This is a genomic window from Erwinia tasmaniensis Et1/99, assembly GCF_000026185.1.
GTDB lineage: Bacteria > Pseudomonadota > Gammaproteobacteria > Enterobacterales > Enterobacteriaceae > Erwinia > Erwinia tasmaniensis.
The window spans coordinates 2,961,149-2,979,471 of sequence record NC_010694.1; the positions used below are offsets into that span (position 1 = coordinate 2,961,149).

General features: G+C 51.8%; 17 protein-coding genes and 4 tRNA genes. 2 read left to right on the forward strand and 19 right to left on the reverse strand.

What is annotated here, in order from left to right:
* Positions 1 to 24: 24 nt before the first annotated feature.
* From rimM to ffh, 3 genes are all read right to left on the reverse strand, one after another.
* Positions 25 to 573 carry a ribosome maturation factor RimM gene (gene rimM, locus ETA_RS14465; protein WP_042959093.1) on the reverse strand — a complete coding sequence of 183 codons (549 nt, stop codon included), beginning with the start codon at positions 571 to 573 and terminating at the stop codon, positions 25 to 27.
* 18 nt (positions 574 to 591) lie between these two features.
* Positions 592 to 840 carry a 30S ribosomal protein S16 gene (gene rpsP, locus ETA_RS14470; RefSeq protein ID WP_012442365.1) on the reverse strand — a complete coding sequence of 83 codons (249 nt, stop codon included), beginning with the start codon at positions 838 to 840 and terminating at the stop codon, positions 592 to 594.
* A gap of 136 nt (positions 841 to 976) precedes the next feature.
* Positions 977 to 2,338 (reverse strand): signal recognition particle protein, encoded by a 1,362-nt coding sequence (gene ffh / locus ETA_RS14475; RefSeq protein ID WP_012442366.1) that lies wholly within the window; start codon positions 2,336 to 2,338, stop codon positions 977 to 979.
* Positions 2,339 to 2,503: 165 nt separating this feature from the next.
* Between ffh and ETA_RS14480 the strand changes: the two genes are divergently transcribed.
* Together ETA_RS14480 and ETA_RS14485 are read left to right on the forward strand one after the other, a co-directional pair.
* Complete coding sequence (locus tag ETA_RS14480; protein ID WP_012442367.1) at positions 2,504 to 3,295, forward strand: cytochrome C assembly family protein; 792 nt, start codon at positions 2,504 to 2,506, stop codon at positions 3,293 to 3,295.
* Positions 3,296 to 3,314: 19 nt separating this feature from the next.
* Positions 3,315 to 4,601 (forward strand): HlyC/CorC family transporter, encoded by a 1,287-nt coding sequence (locus tag ETA_RS14485; RefSeq protein WP_042959096.1) that lies wholly within the window; start codon positions 3,315 to 3,317, stop codon positions 4,599 to 4,601.
* A gap of 62 nt (positions 4,602 to 4,663) precedes the next feature.
* On the opposite strand, the gene luxS is transcribed toward ETA_RS14485, so the two are convergent.
* The 16 genes from luxS to ETA_RS14565 all read right to left on the reverse strand — a co-directional run bounded on the left by luxS (position 4,664) and on the right by ETA_RS14565 (position 18,282).
* Entirely contained in the window at positions 4,664 to 5,179 is a 516-nt protein-coding gene (gene luxS, locus ETA_RS14490) for an S-ribosylhomocysteine lyase (protein WP_012442369.1), read from the reverse strand.
* A 160-nt stretch (positions 5,180 to 5,339) separates the two neighbouring features.
* Positions 5,340 to 6,899 (reverse strand): glutamate--cysteine ligase, encoded by a 1,560-nt coding sequence (gene gshA, locus ETA_RS14495; protein ID WP_012442370.1) that lies wholly within the window; start codon positions 6,897 to 6,899, stop codon positions 5,340 to 5,342.
* Positions 6,900 to 6,971: 72 nt separating this feature from the next.
* Complete coding sequence (locus ETA_RS14500; RefSeq protein WP_083772850.1) at positions 6,972 to 7,373, reverse strand: YqaA family protein; 402 nt, start codon at positions 7,371 to 7,373, stop codon at positions 6,972 to 6,974.
* 23 nt (positions 7,374 to 7,396) lie between these two features.
* Positions 7,397 to 7,963, reverse strand: coding sequence for a fructose-1-phosphate/6-phosphogluconate phosphatase (gene yqaB, locus ETA_RS14505; RefSeq protein WP_012442372.1), 567 nt, complete (start codon positions 7,961 to 7,963; stop codon positions 7,397 to 7,399).
* A gap of 472 nt (positions 7,964 to 8,435) precedes the next feature.
* Positions 8,436 to 8,512: transfer RNA gene (locus tag ETA_RS14510), tRNA-Arg, on the reverse strand.
* A gap of 54 nt (positions 8,513 to 8,566) precedes the next feature.
* Positions 8,567 to 8,643: transfer RNA gene (locus tag ETA_RS14515), tRNA-Arg, on the reverse strand.
* Between the two features lie 245 nt (positions 8,644 to 8,888).
* A tRNA-Arg gene (locus tag ETA_RS14520) sits at positions 8,889 to 8,965 on the reverse strand.
* Positions 8,966 to 8,969: 4 nt separating this feature from the next.
* Positions 8,970 to 9,062: transfer RNA gene (locus ETA_RS14525), tRNA-Ser, on the reverse strand.
* A 355-nt stretch (positions 9,063 to 9,417) separates the two neighbouring features.
* Entirely contained in the window at positions 9,418 to 9,603 is a 186-nt protein-coding gene (gene csrA / locus ETA_RS14530) for a carbon storage regulator CsrA (RefSeq protein WP_004155916.1), read from the reverse strand.
* Positions 9,604 to 10,021: 418 nt separating this feature from the next.
* Positions 10,022 to 12,649, reverse strand: a complete 2,628-nt coding sequence (alaS, locus tag ETA_RS14535; protein WP_012442373.1) for an alanine--tRNA ligase — start codon at positions 12,647 to 12,649, stop codon at positions 10,022 to 10,024.
* 135 nt (positions 12,650 to 12,784) lie between these two features.
* Entirely contained in the window at positions 12,785 to 13,297 is a 513-nt protein-coding gene (locus ETA_RS14540) for a regulatory protein RecX (protein ID WP_012442374.1), read from the reverse strand.
* A gap of 239 nt (positions 13,298 to 13,536) precedes the next feature.
* The gene (gene recA, locus ETA_RS14545; RefSeq protein ID WP_012442375.1) at positions 13,537 to 14,604 is read right to left on the reverse strand and encodes a recombinase RecA; all 1,068 of its coding nucleotides are present in this window, start codon (positions 14,602 to 14,604) and stop codon (positions 13,537 to 13,539) included.
* A 94-nt stretch (positions 14,605 to 14,698) separates the two neighbouring features.
* Positions 14,699 to 15,193 carry a nicotinamide-nucleotide amidase gene (gene pncC / locus ETA_RS14550; protein ID WP_012442376.1) on the reverse strand — a complete coding sequence of 165 codons (495 nt, stop codon included), beginning with the start codon at positions 15,191 to 15,193 and terminating at the stop codon, positions 14,699 to 14,701.
* Between the two features lie 315 nt (positions 15,194 to 15,508).
* On the reverse strand, positions 15,509 to 16,585 hold the full coding sequence (mltB, locus tag ETA_RS14555; RefSeq protein WP_012442377.1) for a lytic murein transglycosylase B: 1,077 nt from the start codon (positions 16,583 to 16,585) through the stop codon (positions 15,509 to 15,511).
* Positions 16,586 to 16,897: 312 nt separating this feature from the next.
* On the reverse strand, positions 16,898 to 17,341 hold the full coding sequence (locus tag ETA_RS14560) for an RcnB family protein (protein ID WP_012442378.1): 444 nt from the start codon (positions 17,339 to 17,341) through the stop codon (positions 16,898 to 16,900).
* Between the two features lie 293 nt (positions 17,342 to 17,634).
* Positions 17,635 to 18,282, reverse strand: coding sequence for a protein disulfide oxidoreductase DsbA (locus ETA_RS14565; RefSeq protein ID WP_012442379.1), 648 nt, complete (start codon positions 18,280 to 18,282; stop codon positions 17,635 to 17,637).
* Positions 18,283 to 18,323: the final 41 nt, after the last annotated feature.

The following is an 18,323-nucleotide window of genomic DNA, read 5'->3' on the forward strand; positions in this document are numbered from 1 at the left end:
GAGTATTACCGTTTTGTTCGGAGCTCAAAAACCAGGATCCCAATCTACTTTGATGGTGCGGGTAGTGAGATCGACATTCTTGATAACCTGTTCATCGAGGAACGGGATCAACCGCTCCTGCGCACCAAACGCATCCTTCAGGTTAGCCTTGACGACGAGAACGTCGTTTGAACCGGTTTCCATCATATCGATGACTTTACCCAGCTCATAACCTTCAACAGTGACTACCTGGCAGCCCATCAGGTCTTTCCAGTAATAGTCGCCGTTATCCAGCTCCGGCAGTTGCTCTGAATCCACGACAATTTCGCAATTGGTCAGCAGACCCGCGGCATCACGATCGTCAATGCCTTTGACTTTGATGATCATGTCCTGATTGTGGCGCTTCCAGCCTTCCAGCTCGACAAGCTGCCATTGACCCGCACGCTGAATAAACCACGGCTGATAGTCAAAAATGCTTTCGGCGTCTTCGGTGGAGGAAAACACTTTGAGCCAACCACGAATACCATAGGCAGAGCCCATCTTTCCCAGAATTAACGGGGTAGCGGGAGGCTGCGAGGTGAGTTGCTTGCTCATGTTGACCACCGTGACAGATTAAGCTGCTTTCTTAGCTTGCTTGATCAGCGCGTTAACGCGATCGGACAGAGTAGCGCCCTGGCCAACCCAGTGCTCAATGCGGTCCAGATCCAGACGCAGTGCCTCAGCCTGACCTGAAGCGATCGGGTTGAAGAAACCAACGCGCTCGATGAAGCGGCCGTTACGAGCATTGCGGCTGTCGGTGACGACTACCTGATAAAACGGACGCTTTTTAGCGCCGTGACGTGCCAAACGAATTGTTACCATAACATCCTCTTTAGTTAATAAAACAACCGGGCCCCATTGAGGGAACGGGGCCCGGATGCAATATAAAAAGCCCGAAAATTTTACTCATTTTGGCGCAAAAAGCAATCTAATTCGCCTGCGCCATTTTCCGGACGGCTTAACGGCCTGGGAAACCAGGCGGCATCATACCTTTCATGCCGCGCATCATTTTCGCCATACCGCCCTTCTTCATCTTTTTCATCATGCGCTGCATGTCGTCGAACTGCTTAAGTAAGCGGTTAACGTCCTGCACCTGCATACCCGAACCGGTGGCAATGCGGCGCTTGCGCGAGCCTTTGATGATCTCCGGCTTTTGGCGCTCTTTGCGCGTCATGGAGTTGATCATCGCTTCCATGCGCACCAACACCTTATCGTCCATCTGTGACTTAACGTTATCCGGCAGCTGCCCCATGCCCGGCAGTTTACCCATCAGGCTGGCCATACCGCCCATATTGCGCATCTGCTTGAGCTGGTCGAGGAAGTCGTTCAGGTCAAAACCATCGCCTTTCTTCAGCTTGCTGGCCAGCTTCTCTGCCTGGGCGCGATCGACCTTACTTTCAATATCTTCGATCAGCGACAGCATATCGCCCATGCCCAGAATACGCGAGGCAATACGGTCAGGATAGAAAGGTTCCAGGGCCTCGGTCTTCTCACCGACCCCCATAAACTTAATCGGCTTCCCGGTGATATGGCGAATCGACAGCGCAGCACCGCCACGGGCATCACCATCCACTTTCGTCAGTACCACACCGGTTAACGGCAGCGCTTCGTTGAACGCCTTAGCGGTATTGGCCGCATCCTGACCGGTCATGGCATCGACAACAAACAGCGTTTCGACCGGATTAATCGCGGCGTGAACCTGCTTGATCTCGTCCATCATCGCTTCATCGACGTGCAGACGACCGGCGGTATCCACCAGCAGCACATCGTAGAACTTCAGCCTGGCCTGCTGTAAGGCGTTTTTAACGATGTCTACCGGCTGCTGGCTAAGGTCGGACGGGCAGAAATCTACGCCAACCTGTTCTGCCAGCGTCTCCAGCTGTTTGATTGCCGCCGGGCGGTAGACGTCGGCAGAGACCACCAGCACTTTTTTCTTGTGCTTTTCACGCAGAAATTTACCGAGTTTGCCGACGCTGGTGGTTTTACCCGCCCCCTGCAGACCCGCCATCAGGATCACCGCCGGAGGCTGTGCCGCCAGGTTCAGCGTGTTGTTCTCCTCCCCCATCGCCGCCACCAGCTCGTTTTTCACGATCTTGACGAACTCCTGACCCGGCGTCAGGCTTTTGTTTACTTCCTGACCAACGGCACGTTCTTTAACGCGTCCGATAAAGTCACGCACTACCGGCAGCGCAACGTCTGCTTCCAATAATGCCATGCGCACTTCGCGCAGCGTGTCTTTAATATTGTCTTCTGTCAGCCGTCCACGGCCGCTGATATTGCGCAGGGTCTGCGATAGTCTATCGGTTAAATTATCAAACATCGTCTCTCGCTCAACGTAATGAGAGGCCGCCGTGGCGACACAATTGCGCGGATTATAACATGATCCCGCCGGGATCTCAGCCATATACGATGAGATCGTTTGGAGCCAGCAGCCGCTGGCGCTATACTGAATTTTTCCTTATCCGGCCGGTACCTGACGAAAGCTATGTCCGTAATTGCGATTCTGGCGCTATTCGCCTACTCATTCAGCCTTGCTCTAATCATCCCCAGCCTGCTGCGTAAAAACAGCACATGGCGGCGTCTGGCGGTGCTCTCTGCTATCGTTGCCCTGGTATGCCATGCCGTGGCGCTGGAACAGCGTATCTTTGCCCAAGATGGCGGTCAAAACCTCAGCCTGCTGAACATTGCCTCGCTGGTTAGCCTGCTAATCTGCATCATTATGACCATCGTCGCCTCACGTGACAGGGGCTGGATCCTGCTGCCGATAGTTTACAGCTTTGCGTTGATTAACCTGGCGTTTGCTACCTTTGTTCCCAATGCCTTTATTACTCATCTGGAAACCACGCCGGGCATGATGGTGCACATCGGTCTGGCGCTGTTTGCTTATGCCACGCTGATTATTGCCGCACTGTACGCGCTACAGCTTGCATGGATCGACTGGCTGCTGAAAAATAAGAAGCTGGCTTTTAGCACCGATATCCCCCCGCTGATGACGATCGAACGTAAGATGTTCCATATCACTCAAATCGGCGTTGTGCTGCTGACGCTGGTGTTATGCACCGGATTATTTTTTATGCACGATCTGTTCAGCCGCGAAAATATTGATAAAGCGGTACTGTCTATTGTCGCCTGGTTCCTCTATATCGTGCTGCTGTGGGGCCATTACCATGAAGGCTGGCGCGGTCGCCGCGTGGTGTGGTTCAACTGCGGCGGCGCTTTTTTGCTCACCATGTCCTACTTTGGTAGCCGCATGCTGCAGCACTTTTTAACCTCCTGATTTACCACAAGGACCGCTCGTGGAACACGTTTCAACCACTACCCTGATTATTACGCTGATCGTTATGATCCTGGTTTCAGCGTACTTTTCCGGTTCCGAAACCGGCATGATGACGCTGAATCGCTATAAGCTGCGTCATCAGGCTAAAAACGGCAATCGCGCCGCACGCCGGGTCGAGAAACTTCTGCGCCGTCCTGACCGCCTGATCAGCCTGGTGCTGATTGGCAACAATCTGGTCAATATTCTGGCCTCGGCGCTGGCCACTATTGTTGGTATGCGCCTGTACGGCGATGCCGGCGTTGCGATAGCGACCGGCATACTGACCTTCCTGGTGTTGGTTTTTTCTGAGGTCCTGCCGAAAACCGTTGCGGCGCTCTACCCGGAAAAGGTTGCTTTTCCCAGCAGCGTTCTGCTGGGGCCACTTCAGGTGGTGATGATGCCGCTGGTGTGGCTGCTGAACACCATTACGCGCATACTGATGCGCCTGGTTGGCATCAGCAGTGATGCTGTTATCAGTGGGGCTTTGAGCAAGGAAGAGCTGCGCACCATTGTCTACGAATCACGCTCGTTAATGTCGCGCCGCAATCAGGATATGCTGTTGTCCGTGCTGGATCTGGAGAAGGTCAATGTTGATGACATTATGGTGCCGCGTAATGAAATCGTCGGGATCAACATTAACGACGACTGGAAATCGATCGTGCGCCAGCTGACGCATTCACCACATGGTCGTATCGTGCTGTATCGGGATTCGCTCGACGACACCATCAGTATGTTGCGCGTGCGCGAAGCCTATCGTTTGATGACGGAGAAAAAAGAGTTTACCAAAGAGGTGATGCTGCGCGCGGCGGACGAAATCTATTACGTGCCGGAAGGCACCCCGCTTAATGTCCAGCTGGTGAAATTTCAGCGTAATAAAGAAAAAGTCGGGCTGGTGGTTGATGAATACGGCGATGTCAAAGGGCTGGTCACCATCGAAGATATTCTGGAAGAGATCGTGGGTGACTTTACCACGTCCATGTCGCCTACGCTGGCGGAAGAGGTGATGCCGCAGAACGACGGCTCGGTGCTGATCGAAGGCGGTGCCAACGTCCGTGAAATAAATAAAGTGTTTAACTGGACGCTGCCGGAAGCGGATGCCCGCACAATTAATGGCATGATCCTCGAGGAAATTCAGGATATTCCGTTATCGGGTGCCACCGTGCATATTTCTCATTATGCGGTGGATATTCTTGATGTTCAGGAGAATATGATTAAGCAGGTGCGCATTACGCCACAAAAGCCGCTGAAGGAGTCAATCGGCTCATAGCCCGCTCCCTGCCGAAAAAAAAGGCGACCCCATCAGGTCGCCTTTTCTCTTCTCGCAACTGACTAAATATGGAGCTCTTTCAGCTTCTCTTTTGGCAGCGCAAGTTCATCGTTCCGGTTAACGCGAATGTCGTTCTCAATGATATGGCGAGCGATATCCTGTGCCTCGTCGAGCGAGTGCATTTCAAACGTGCCGCACTGATACTCGTTCAGTTCAGGGATCTGACGCTGGTCAGCGACTTTCAGAACGTCGTTCATCGCCGCTTTCCATGCCTGGGCCACACGCTGCTCGTCCGGAACGCCAATCAGGCTCATATAAAAGCCGGTGCGACATCCCATAGGTGAGATATCGATGATTTCTACGCCGTTACCGTTCAGGTGGTCACGCATAAAGCCCGCGAACAGGTGCTCCAGCGTGTGAATGCCGCGCTCGGGTAACACTTCTTTATTAGGACGGCAGAAACGCAGGTCGAACACCGTAATAGTGTCACCATGCGGGGTCTGCATGGTCTTGGCTACGCGTACGGCAGGTGCCGCCATGATGGTGTGATCGACGGTAAAACTATCCAGCAATGGCATATGGTTACCTCAGCAATTTAATTTATTTTTGATGCGATGAAACTTTCTCGATCGCCAGACGTCTGAATATATGAAAGACGCGTATTCGTTATCATCATCTCATCCCTGACAACAGAGATGTTAATTTAGGCCACATTGATGTGGCCTTTTCTTTTTGCCCCTAGCTTTTACCTTGCAAGAAGGCTTCCAGGCTAAGGGTGTCACTTTCTTCAATCTCGCTCTGGCTCTGCCTTGAACGCTGCGCCTCGTCGTGGAAGCGTTGTTCTGTCAGCACCTGCAGCGGCTCTTCACGCAGCTGGGCACGATACTGCTCTGCCAGCGCCATCCCGGTTTTTTCAATGCCGTTATCCTGGAGAGTCCGCAGGAAACGGGCGGAGTAGGTCAAATCCGGATCGTCGAAAGATGCAGCCAGCCGCTCACACACCTCCTGATATTGGCACTCGCCACCCTGGCTATCGAGCGTTTTCGCAACGCGCAGCAAATCTCTGAACAACGCTTTGCCTACATCCACCAGCGGACGCTCTGTTTTGCCACATCCTATACCGATGGTTTGCCCCGGCTTACGCCCTTCGAGGATCACCCGGTTCCAATTTTTACGTGTGCAGGCCAGCTCAGCACTGTCCATATCCGGGGCATCGGCCAGCGCGCACCAGATAAGGAAAAGATCGAGAAAACGTACCTGATCCGCATCCACGCCGATTGGCGAGAAGGGATTAATATCCAGCGAACGCACCTCGATATATTCGATGCCACCGCGTTGCAACGCGTCGGAGGGCGCTTCCCCCGAGCGCGTCACGCGCTTAGGGCGGATAGGGGCATAAAGTTCGTTTTCAATCTGGAGCACGTTCGTATTGAGCTGCAGCCAGTCGCCGTTTTTATCTTTCACCCCCATCGCCGCAAACTCTTCTGAAGGGGTTTTAATCGCCGCCTTCAGGCCTGAAATATAGTCAGGCAAATTGTTGAAAGCGATACCCAGACTGCTCTGCGATTTATTGGTGTAGCCGAGATCGCTCAGGCGCAGCGAGGTCGCATAGGGCAGCGACAGCATGCCGTTATCGCCGTGCTCGAACGGCAGCTTGCTTTCTTTGCCCTGCAGGAAAGAAGAGCAGATAGCCGGAGATGCCCCGAAAAGATACGGGATCACCCATCCGAAGCGATAATAGTTACGTATTAAGCGCAGATAGCCTGCGGAGATCGCCTCTTTGCCACTTTCCGCATCGTTAACGCCAGCCCATGCCTGCCAGAAGGAGAGCGGCAGCGAGAAGTTGTAGTGTACGCCGGAGATGACCTGCATCAGCGCGCCATATCTGTTTTTCAACCCCTGACGATACAGCGTCTTCATCTGTCCGATGTTGGAAGAACCGTACTGCGCCAGCTCAATATCTCCGTCGCGCTCAACCCTGCACGGCATGCTCATTGGCCACATGCGCTCTTCACCTAGCTCACGGGCAGTATGGCGATGGATGTCACGCAAAAAGGCCAGCAGGCGATCGATATCCCGATCGACCGGCGTAATAAACTCTAGCAGCGCCTCCGCGAAATCCGTAGTAATCCACTTATGCGTTAAGGCCGCTCCAAGAGAAGTCGGGTGGGCGGTGGTAGCCAGATATCCATCGGGCCTGACGCGCAACGTTTCGCGCTCAATACCGCGACCAATACCGTTAAGTGCATCTGGATGAGCTTCCAGCCAGGAAAGCGCCTGTGATACATCCGGGATCAAATTGACCTCCCGCAGAGAGAAAATATATTATTGTTAAGCATAATGTTAATCGCAGCGCCGCCTGAAAGCGAATCAATGCCACCATTCCATGCCCTGAAGTGTTGCGGCTGCCAGCACGATATAACGCAAGGTCTTCCCAACGGCAAGAAAAACCACCATCGGCAGCCAGGGAAAACGTAGCCAGCCGGCAACCACGCACAGCAGATCGCCTATTATCGGCAACCAGCTGAAAAGCAGTGCAGCAGGTCCCAGACGCCTTAGCCATTCCGCCGCCGTACCATGCCATCGCCCCTGATTTTTTAACGGTATAAAACGGCCTATAACAATGTTGGTTAACCCCCCCAGGGTATTTCCCAGCGCGGCAAATACCACCAGTGCACTGACAGAAACTCGTTCTGCCACCACCAACCCGACCAGTAAAGCTTCCGAACTACCGGGCAACAGCGTGGCACTCAGAAAGCTGCTGGTCAACATCGAACCGTAAGACAACCACTCATTCACAGTTCTCTGACATCCACCGCATCCATTCCCGCTGCCCGCGCTGCCTGCAGGCCAAATTCTGCGTCCTCAAATACGACACAGCGTGCTGCGGGTACGCCCATTAATTCGGCGCAGCGCAGAAAGGTATCAGGTTCTGGCTTATGACGTTTAACATCATCTGCTCCAACAACGGCATCGAAATGATGGTACACACCAATATGCTGTAACAGGGCCACCGCCATGGCCCGCTCACTACCGGTTCCTACCGCCATCGGACGGCGTCCTTTATACGCTTTCACCACTTCAATCAGCGGTAACGGCTGCACGACATCAAACAGCATGGTCTTCAGCAGCTGTGTTTTTTCAGCAGCCAGCCGGTAAGGATCGAGATCGCTCTGGTGGGCGCTAACGATTGCCTGCGCAATACGCCAGGTGGGAGAACCATTCAGGCCGGTCAGGATCTTTTCGTCAAAGCTAAGCCCATATTGCAAAAGCACCTGACGCCAGGCTTCACGGTGCGTTGGCTCTGTGTCAAGGATGGTGCCATCCATATCGAAGATCAAACCCTCGTAATCATCGTACATTCTTATGTCCATCCTGAGAGCGGAATGAATACTTTAGCTTAAAAGCAGCGTGAATGTCGCTCTGACCGTGAAGTGGCAAAAATTATGTCAGTGACGAAAAGAATATCATTAGATAGGTGCAGAACAAGAAGTCTGACAAGGAGAACAACATAAAGATAAACGGGGAAAAGGAAACAGGGTTGGTTCAATGAGACTAGCGAGAGCATAAGAAGGAGGATTGTTCGGCTTTACTTTACCCTGACGAGTCGTTGCTAAAGCAACGTTATCATCCTCAGTACTGGCTGTGAACAGTTCACATTCATGCCAACCCAGGGTTGCTTCCTGTCTTGCAAAATATGGTGCATCCAGGAGGATTATTCGGCTGCGCCTCACCCTGACGGGCCGTTGCTAAAGCAACGTTATCACCCTTAGTGCTTGCTGTGAAATATTCACAATTATGCCAACCTAAGGTTACTTCCAATATTACAAAATATGGTGCATCCAGGAGGATTCGAACCTCCGACCGCTCGGTTCGTAGCCGAGTACTCTATCCAGCTGAGCTATGGATGCATTGGGGAATGACAAGTGGGATATAAAGCATAAAACTGATGGAATACTTAAGAATGGTGCATCCAGGAGGATTCGAACCTCCGACCGCTCGGTTCGTAGCCGAGTACTCTATCCAGCTGAGCTATGGATGCATATTAAATTCTTGTATAACGCAGTGTGCTAATAACTCACAAGATGCAGACTATCAGGTCAGCATCTGTTACTACTCAAAATTAAAGCCGCAAAAGCAGCTTTAGCATATAGGGCTACCAAGAAGATTGTTTAGATTTGCTTTACCCTTACGGGAAGTGGCTAAATCTACGTTATTCTCCTCTGCGCTGGCTGTGACAACTTCTCAAAAATGCCAACCCAAGGTTGCTTCCTATCTTGCAGAATATGGTGCATCCAGGAGGATTCGAACCTCCGACCGCTCGGTTCGTAGCCGAGTACTCTATCCAGCTGAGCTATGGATGCAAAATGGCGGTGAGGCGGGGATTCGAACCCCGGATGCAGCTTTTGACCGCATACTCCCTTAGCAGGGGAGCGCCTTCAGCCTCTCGGCCACCTCACCACTAGCACTCTTTCGAGTTGTGCTTCAAAGCTTTCTAACTGCTCATCGGCACTGCGTGGCGCACATATTACTTTCTGGGCGTTGTAAGTCAAACAATTTCTCCCGCTTTTTTCGTTAGCCGCAACTGATTGCACAAATGCCACGCAATATGCCCACTTTCACGGCAAAAAGAGTGATTTATCAACAGAGAATCAAGCGGTCCGCCCGTTGAATAAGCCACACATAAACGTTGAAGTGGGATAAAAAAGAGTCTTAGCTATGAAGCTGGCAGAGGAAAGGGCAAATCAAAAGAGGAGAATAAGATAAAACAAAGGAACGTTAGCGCCTCGCTATGAAAAGCGAGACGCTGGATACGTTAGTAACTCGTTTGCTGCGTCTTTTCGGCCTGAATGCGCTGATAGATCTCTTCGCGATGCACCGAAACTTCTTTAGGGGCGTTCACACCAATACGCACCTGGTTACCTTTGACTCCCAGCACAGTTACAGTCACCTCATCACCGATCATGAGGGTTTCACCAACTCGACGAGTTAGAATAAGCATTCTTTGCTCCTTGAAAGATTAAAAGAGTCGGGTTCGCTGCGTCCCGGCATTATCCATCACATAACGCTAAACGCTGGATAGAGCAAATACACGCAAAGTGCACATGACTACCATTACATTCCGCTGCTACTTAGTTTAGCCGAAAACAACATCATCAACCCGACTTTATGTTGCAGAAGCGCGTCGTCAGGAATAAACACCAGAATTTTTAGCCTCTGGCACACTCATTGCGATACGTTTCTGTACCCTTCTACTTCACCCTGCAGACGTTATGGCCGAGTTACCAGCCATTTCCAGGCCCTGGTCATTCAGGCAGCTGTGGCAGAGCTGTGTTACCCCAATTTGCTGGCTCCAGCCAGCTTATCCTGGTTAACGGCCTTGCCACCTTCCTAAACCCCTAATCATTTGGGATAGCGTATTACAGCTTTGCTGCCACCCATGACTCAACGCCGGCCAGCGCCGCTGGCAAAGCCAGTGCATCCGCGCCACCTGCCTGAGCCATATCGGGACGGCCACCACCTTTACCGCCAACCTGTAGGGCCAGTTCGCCCACCAGCTCTCCTGCTTTGATGCGATCGGTCAAATCTTTAGTCACCCCGGTAATCAGGGAAACTTTTCCATCGACGACAGTCGCCAGCACGATAATTGCAGATCCAAGCTGATTTTTCAGATCGTCTACCATCGTACGTAGCATTTTCGGCTCGACATCACTTAATTCGCTAACCAGCAGTTTGGTTCCTTTTAACGTCACCGCTTTGCTGCTTAGTGATGCACTTTCTTGCGCAGCCTGCTGATCTCTAAGCTGCTGTAGCTGCTTTTCAAGCGCCCGCGTGTGGTCAAGCAGCGCACGCACTTTTTCATTCAGATTGCTGTTATTGGCCTTCACCAGATGAGCGATATCGACCAGCTGCTCGTTCTGGCTATACAACAGCGCCAGCGCACCTTCACCCGTAACGGCTTCGATGCGGCGCACACCCGCTGCGGTCCCCGATTCCGACGTGATACGGAACAGGCCGATGTCACCGGTGCGGTTGGCATGCGTGCCGCCGCACAGTTCGGTCGAAAAGTCGCCCATGCTGAGTACACGCACGTGGTCATCATACTTCTCACCGAACAGCGCCATGGCACCATGCGCTTTCGCCGCTTCCAACTCCATAATGTTGGTTTCAATCGACAGATTGCGGCGCACCTGGGCATTGACGATTTCTTCCACCTGGCGAATTTCTTGTGCCGTCATGGCTTCGAAATGAGAAAAATCGAAACGCAGATATTTATCGTTAACCAATGAACCTTTCTGCGCCACATGATGACCGAGAACCTGACGCAATGCAGCATGCAGCAAATGGGTGGCAGAGTGATTAAGACGAATACGCTCACGGCGCGCCTCGTCAACCTGTGCCGACACAGAGTCGCCCACGCGCAGCTTACCGGCAGCCAGCTTACCGCTATGCCCAATCGCCTGAGCATATTTGTGGGTATCGCTGACCATGAAGCTCGCACTATTGCCTCGCAGTTCCCCGGTGTCGCCAACCTGCCCACCAGACTCGGCGTAGAAAGGCGTGGAATCCAGCACGATAACCCCTTCCTGACCGGCGCTAATCGTATCAGCCGACTCTCCATCAACAAAGATAGCAGTAATTGCAGCGTTGAGTTGCAACTGTTGATAGCCTTTGAATTCTGACGCCTGATCGATGTGGATCACATTATTGTAATCGGCACCGAAGCCACTGGCTTTACGCGCACGCTGGCGCTGTTGCTCCATGGCACGCTCGAAACCTGCCTCATCAATTTTCAGATTACGCTCACGACAAACATCTGCGGTCAGGTCGACAGGGAAACCAAAGGTGTCGTACAGACGGAATACAGTTTCTCCATCCAGCGTATCGCCCTGCAGGTTTTCAAGCTCTTCGTCCAGAAGTGCAAGCCCGCGTTCCAGCGTTTTTGCGAACTGCTCCTCTTCGGTTTTCAGCACCTGCTCAACCTGCGACTGCTGGCGTTTCAAATCTTCACCGGCCGTCCCCATAACGGCAATCAGCGGGGCCACCAGTTTGAAGAAGAAGGTTCCCTCTGCGCCCAGCATATTGCCATGACGCACCGCACGACGAATAATACGGCGCAACACATAGCCACGGTTTTCATTGGATGGAATAACACCATCCGCAATCAGGAATGCACAGGAACGAATATGGTCGGCAATAACACGCAGCGATTTATTGCTAAGGTCCTCCGCCCCCGTCACCTGCGCCACTGATTTAATCAATTGAGCGAACAGATCAATTTCATAGTTAGAATTAACGTGTTGCAGCACGGCAGTGATACGCTCAAGGCCCATCCCGGTATCAACTGAAGGCTTCGGCAGCGGCAGCATGGTCCCGTCAGACTGACGGTTAAACTGCATAAAGACGATATTCCAGATTTCTATATAACGGTCACCATCTTCTTCTGGACTTCCCGGCGGGCCGCCCCAAATATGATCACCGTGGTCAAAGAAAATCTCCGAACACGGGCCGCAGGGACCGGTATCCCCCATTTGCCAGAAATTGTCCGAGGCGTAAGCACTGCCTTTATTGTCACCAATACGAATGATGCGTTCGCGCGGTACACCAATCTCTTTTTCCCAAATTTCAAAGGCTTCGTCGTCAGTCTCGTAGACTGTTACCCAAAGTTTTTCTTTCGGCAGACCAAACCACTGGTCGCTGGTCAGCAGCTCCCAGGCAAAGGCAATGGCCTCCTGCTTGAAGTAATCACCAAAGCTAAAGTTGCCTAGCATCTCGAAGAAGGTGTGATGGCGCGCGGTATAACCGACATTTTCCAGGTCATTGTGTTTCCCACCGGCACGTACGCAACGCTGGGAACTGGTAGCACGGGAATAGCTGCGCTTATCCTGGCCAAGAAAAACGTCTTTGAACTGGTTCATCCCCGCGTTGGTGAATAGCAGCGTCGGGTCGTTATTAGGAACGAGGGAGCTACTGGCTACAACCTGATGTCCCTTGCTCTGGAAAAAGTCGAGAAACGATTGACGGATCTCCGCAGTGCTCTTGCTCATATTTGTCCTGAATCACGCTAACGAATATTTCGTGGGTCTTACTATGCCGCTACTGCTTCGACTGCGGCGACGCACGAACAAAAAGTGAGGGATAAGATAAATTTTCTTCAGGGGGAAGTAAAATCGGATTGATGTTCAATGACCAAAATTCTCGTAAATAGCGCGGATATCTTCCATATAGAAGCCTTTAGTCATCAGATAGCGCTGCACTTTTACTTTCTGCTCCCACGCAGTGGGAAGAGGATGCCCGAATTTACGTTCGGCCAGGTTAAAAGCCTGGCTCTGCCAGTCTATTTCGGCGGCAGACAGCGCCTCATCAATCAAACTTTTTTCCACCCCCTTCTGCCCAAGCTCCTGACGGATGCGCTGCGGCCCGTAGCCTTTGCGGCTGCGCCCAGCCAGATAACGTTCGGCAAAATGCGCATCATCCAGCCAGCCGTGCTGATAACACCAGTCAACGACCTTATCGAGCTCTTCCGCGCTCGGCGGTTCCGGTGGGGTTTCGCTTTTCGCGAATCGCGCGGCACGCTCGCTGGATTGCACCAACTTACGGCGAAACTCTGCCTCACTGTGATCGCGCATCGCAAGGATGCGCGTTGCCCGCTCCAGCAGTTTCGCATGGCGGGTTCGTTCAGTGGTATCTGACATAGCGGCACCCACGAATGTTAATGAAACAGGCTGAAAAGTTCAGGGTAGCGTTTGATGGCGATGCTTGCGAGTAAAAATCGTATTAGGTTGATGACGATAGTCTAATTTATCGATAGTACGAGGGGGGCTGATTTTAACAATGGTAAGAAGGGGCTCTCTGTCAGCCCCCTTTCGACATGGGTCATTCTGTAGTGAATGGCAGGACGGAGCGCCCAAAACTAAGGACGCCCCAGCAGGTATCAGAAGTTTTCTTTAGCTTCGCTGCCTTCATCCACTTCATGCGCAGCCGGGGTGAAATCAGGCTTATCGTCCTGATTGCCCAGCAGCATTTCACGCAGCTTAGCATCAATTTCATTGGCAATAGCCGAGTTTTCCTTGAGGAAGTTACCCGCATTCGCTTTACCCTGACCAATTTTATCGCCGTTGTAGCTATACCAGGCGCCTGCTTTTTCAATCAGCTTATGCTTCACGCCCAGGTCAACAAGTTCACCGAAAATGTTGATCCCTTCGCCATACATAATCTGGAATTCAGCCTGCTTGAATGGGGCTGCAACTTTGTTCTTCACCACTTTAACGCGAGTTTCGCTGCCGACCACTTCATCGCCCTCTTTAATCGCACCGATACGGCGAATATCAAGACGAACGGAAGCGTAGAACTTCAGCGCGTTACCGCCGGTGGTGGTTTCCGGATTGCCGAACATCACGCCGATTTTCATACGGATCTGGTTGATAAAGATCAGCAGAGTACCTGAATTCTTCAAGTTACCGGCCAGCTTACGCATTGCCTGACTCATCATACGTGCCGCAAGGCCCATATGAGAATCGCCAATTTCGCCTTCAATTTCAGCCTTCGGCGTCAGCGCCGCAACGGAGTCAACAATAATGACATCAACGGCACCAGAACGCGCCAACGCATCGCAGATTTCCAGCGCCTGTTCGCCGGTGTCAGGCTGAGAACACAGCAGATTATCGATATCGACGCCCAGTTTTTTAGCATAGACGGGATCCAGCGCGTGCTCGGCATCGATAAACGCACAGGTTTTACCCTTACGTTGCGCAGCGGCGATAACCTGCAGAGTTAGCGTCGTTTTCCCTGAAGATTCCGGCCCGTAGATTTCGACAATGCGCCCCATTGGCAGGCCGCCAGCGCCCAGCGCGATATCCAGTGATAAAGAGCCGGTAGAGATGGTCTCTACGTCCATCGTGCGGTCTTCACCCAGGCGCATGATGGAGCCCTTGCCAAACTGCTTTTCAATCTGGCCCAGCGCTGCTGCCAGTGCTTTTTGCTTGTTGTCGTCAATAGCCATTTCTACTCCTAATCATGCGGGTAAAGCACACGCGAACGTTGCTTGGTCGATAAGATATGCACTGATTATACTGTATAGTCATACAGTATCAAGTTTAATTTCTAAGAAAATGGTCATGCAAAGTTTGAAGAACCCAGCCCGTAGCCTGACGGCGAACCGCTTCACGGTCACCGCTAAAACAGCGTACTAACGTCAGTACTTCACCACTTACAGAGGCGAAGCCAAACCAAACCGTACCAACGGGTTTCTCTTCACTGCCGCCATCCGGCCCGGCAATGCCGCTCACCGACACGGCATACTGACTCCCGGCTTCATGTAGTGCCCCCAAGGCCATTTCACTCACTACCTGACTGCTCACCGCACCGAACTGCGCTAGCGACTGCGCCGTTACGCCGATCATCTGCTGCTTGGCGGTATCGCTATAGGTGACAAAGCCACGCTGGAACCAGGCAGAGCTCCCGGCAATATCCGTCAGCACCTTGGCAACCCAGCCCCCGGTACAAGACTCGGCGGTCGTCACACTCGCGTTACGAGCCAGCAAAAGCTGGCCGATACGCGTGCTTAATTGGGTTAATTCATTATCCGTCATCGCGTTCTGCCCTCCCCATCAATCCAGAACAAGAGAGTAGCACTTTTCAGTTGAACACGACGCGGTCACCACCATTTTTGCGGCGTATCTTCAGAACTGCATAACAGCATTTTTTTGCGCCGAGGGGGAATACGCTGAAGATGTTTTCACATCGAAAACATCTTGTCGTTTCAAAACCCGGGAGTCATATGAACCAGATCGAAAGTACCGATGTGCAGGGTGCCACTGCGGATTAGATTGAAGAATGACAGGAAAGTGCAGCCAGCATAAACATCAGTCTGGCTGCTTTAATGATGAGTAAACGGGGGTCAGAAGCTAGCGCGCATCACGCACCGCCAGCCCCAGTTGCCAAACCGCCATCGCATAGTGGTTGCTGTGATTATAGCGAGTGATGACGTAGAAGTTGGGCAAGCCATACCAGTATTGATAACGTTTACCCATATCAAATTTCAGCAGGCTAACCTGTTGATGATTATCCAGGGGTATCTTTGAAGACAGTCCGGCTGCATTTAGCGAGGAGACCGTATAGCGGGTTTTAAAACCGCTTTCCAGTCCGGGTGCCTGTCCATCAGCTTCAACCGCCACAGTACCGTTCGTCAGCCATCCGTGAGCCTGAAAATAATGCGCCACGCTGCCGATTGCATCGACCGGATCCCACAGGTTGATGTGTCCATCGCCATTAAAATCAACCGCATACTGTTTAAACGCCGACGGCATAAACTGGCCATATCCCATTGCGCCGGCAAAGGAACCCCGCAAATCAAGCGGATCGTCATCTTCTTCACGCGCCATCAGAAGGAAGGTTTCGAGCTCACCGCTAAAATACTGGGCGCGTCGCGGATAGTTAAATGAAAGCGTTGCCAGCGCGTCAAGGATACGCGTTTTGCCCATAACGCGACCCCAGCGGGTTTCTACGCCAATGATCCCGACAATAATTTCTGGCGGAACGCCATATTTTTGCTGGGCGCGCTGTAGTACATCCTGGTATTGATTCCAGAATGCTACGCCGTTTTGAACGTTTGCTGGCGTAACAAATTTACTGCGATAGCGTATCCATGCCCCGTTGGGGCCACTTGGACCCTGAGCCGTGGCAGGTGCCTGGCGATCCATCAGGCGTATGACCCAATCGAGATTTTTGGCCTGAGCCAGTACGTTGTGCAACTGCTCGCGGTCAAAACCGTGCTTACGCACCATATCATCAATAAACGCGTTGGCTGCCTGATTATTGGCAAAGTCGCCACCTAACACCGTGCCACTATGCGAAGGTTCAAGCTGGAAGGTGCTACCTCCCTTAAAGGGGTTACCCCGCTGTTGAGCCGCCGAGTCTTTCGGCTGACTGCTACAGGCGGCCAGTAATGCGACTACGGGGATAAGCGCTGCCAAATAACGCATTAGGTGTCCATTTATCGTTCAGAAGAGGTCGGGCACAGATGGTAAAACATTGTCAGTCAGAAGTTAATGCAGAATTACTCATCGCGATACGTAATCCTGTTCCGTTCCGCCGGTTGCTGTTGGGCGATTGTTGGCACGTCCTATGCTTCAATCGCGGAACCACGGCGCCTGTTGCTGCCCGTCACCAACGTGTGAACAGCGGGGGATCGGGTGAGTAAATATTGAAACCCTGAGTTGATTGCTCAGGGTAAGGGAGTTTACCTGATGACTGGCGCTTCAGATGCTTATCAGAATCAGGATGACGATCGGCAATCAATGCTTGTAATAGATCTCGCCAGACTTCGCCTGGAGGATCTTACCGTCAACATTGGCGATCATCACATAGTTTCCTCCCATATAGGTCCAGTGACTGTCCGCCTGTGGGGTGGGCAGATGCCTGACATTCCATTGGGTAATTTCATATTTCTTGCCGCGATAGAGCTCTGGCACTACGTCACCGAGGGTAAAGCGCTTAAAATCTGCAAAAAAAGTTTTTACATCATAGGGATCGGCGGGGTTGCTCTGGGCCTGCGAGCCTTGCTCGCCCGGCGCCTGCGAGAGCGAATTCTGGCTTTCGGGAGTTTGTACAGCGGGTGCCTGTACCTCAGGAACAACGGCTTCAGCTATAGGATCGTTATCCGCATAAGCCGAAGCTACACTGGACAATGCTATTGCTGAAAACAGCGCGGAGCAAAGTACCACTTTCAAATCACGCATATTATCTCCAAATTAGGCCGTCAGGCAGCATTTAGCCGCACAGTCAAGGCAAGTGTAAGGTCGGTACAACCGGCCACCCCACCCGCCCCCGATAGACATTAGAGAATAAAAAGGCATGATGGTTCCGGCATAGCTGTGCAGGATGATATGCGTTATCAGCGAGATAGTCAGGAGTTAAATCAGGAAAATGATAATGGAGTAGTCAGCCTGCTCCTCTCCCTGATGGTTCCTTGCAGAGTCAGTACCGGCGAAAGGAAGGAGCAGCTAAACAAAAGTACGCTTTACATCACTGATTAAGGTTTTTTATCGAGTAAAAAGCGAATGATATCAGCAAATTCTTTCGCATAATCATCGGGGCTGCTGCTGGTAACAGCCGCATTGTTGACGCGGTATTTACCCTGTACGTAGAACGAAGGTGTTGACGTGACGTTCATCGATTCAACAGCATCATACTGTTTCTTAACCAAAGCCTGGACGGGCAGACTACGCCGCGTATTTTCATATTGTCCAGCCTCAACGCCAACCGAGCTAAACACCTTCATGATATCAGCAACACTTTTGACAGCGTGTTCTTGCTGAATTTTCTCAAACAGCAACGTCTCTACCTTGTTCTCAATGCCCAGAACCATTGCCACTGACCATGCCTCGGTCAGTTCATGTCCTAAAGGCCCCATCAGCCCGACATGATATTTGGTTAACTTTGTACCCGCAGGTAATCTCTTAACGATGGCGTCAGTCACTTTGTAAGTGTGAGAAAACTGAAAACACGGTCCGCAGTAAAAAGAAAAGAACTCCACGACATCAGGCACTGTGGTTACAGGGCTTTTTTGCAGAAAATAGCGGTCATTCTCTTTGTAATCAGCCGCGGTAGTCAGGGAGGAAAACAGAGCAGAAATGCAGAAAAAAAACAGTAACGTGTAACGATTTGCTCGGGTTGACATAGGGCCTCTAAAAATAAAACAGATAGATAAAAGGGTTGTGC

What these genes read in the sequence shown, in the direction of transcription:
- rpsP (WP_012442365.1), bottom strand. Translation starts at nt 840, where the DNA reads ATGGTAACAATTCGTTTGGCACGTCACGGCGCTAAAAAGCGTCCGTTT.
- ETA_RS14565 (WP_012442379.1), bottom strand. Translation starts at nt 18,282, where the DNA reads ATGTCAACCCGAGCAAATCGTTACACGTTACTGTTTTTTTTCTGCATT.
- pncC (WP_012442376.1), bottom strand. Translation starts at nt 15,193, where the DNA reads ATGACGGATAATGAATTAACCCAATTAAGCACGCGTATCGGCCAGCTT.
- luxS (WP_012442369.1), bottom strand. Translation starts at nt 5,179, where the DNA reads ATGCCATTGCTGGATAGTTTTACCGTCGATCACACCATCATGGCGGCA.
- rimM (WP_042959093.1), bottom strand. Translation starts at nt 573, where the DNA reads ATGAGCAAGCAACTCACCTCGCAGCCTCCCGCTACCCCGTTAATTCTG.
- csrA (WP_004155916.1), bottom strand. Translation starts at nt 9,603, where the DNA reads ATGCTTATTCTAACTCGTCGAGTTGGTGAAACCCTCATGATCGGTGAT.
- yqaB (WP_012442372.1), bottom strand. Translation starts at nt 7,963, where the DNA reads ATGTACGATGATTACGAGGGTTTGATCTTCGATATGGATGGCACCATC.
- ETA_RS14500 (WP_083772850.1), bottom strand. Translation starts at nt 7,373, where the DNA reads ATGTTGACCAGCAGCTTTCTGAGTGCCACGCTGTTGCCCGGTAGTTCG.
- ffh (WP_012442366.1), bottom strand. Translation starts at nt 2,338, where the DNA reads ATGTTTGATAATTTAACCGATAGACTATCGCAGACCCTGCGCAATATC.
- mltB (WP_012442377.1), bottom strand. Translation starts at nt 16,585, where the DNA reads ATGCGTTATTTGGCAGCGCTTATCCCCGTAGTCGCATTACTGGCCGCC.
- ETA_RS14480 (WP_012442367.1), top strand. Translation starts at nt 2,504, where the DNA reads ATGTCCGTAATTGCGATTCTGGCGCTATTCGCCTACTCATTCAGCCTT.
- ETA_RS14560 (WP_012442378.1), bottom strand. Translation starts at nt 17,341, where the DNA reads ATGCGTGATTTGAAAGTGGTACTTTGCTCCGCGCTGTTTTCAGCAATA.
- alaS (WP_012442373.1), bottom strand. Translation starts at nt 12,649, where the DNA reads ATGAGCAAGAGCACTGCGGAGATCCGTCAATCGTTTCTCGACTTTTTC.
- ETA_RS14540 (WP_012442374.1), bottom strand. Translation starts at nt 13,297, where the DNA reads ATGTCAGATACCACTGAACGAACCCGCCATGCGAAACTGCTGGAGCGG.
- recA (WP_012442375.1), bottom strand. Translation starts at nt 14,604, where the DNA reads ATGGCTATTGACGACAACAAGCAAAAAGCACTGGCAGCAGCGCTGGGC.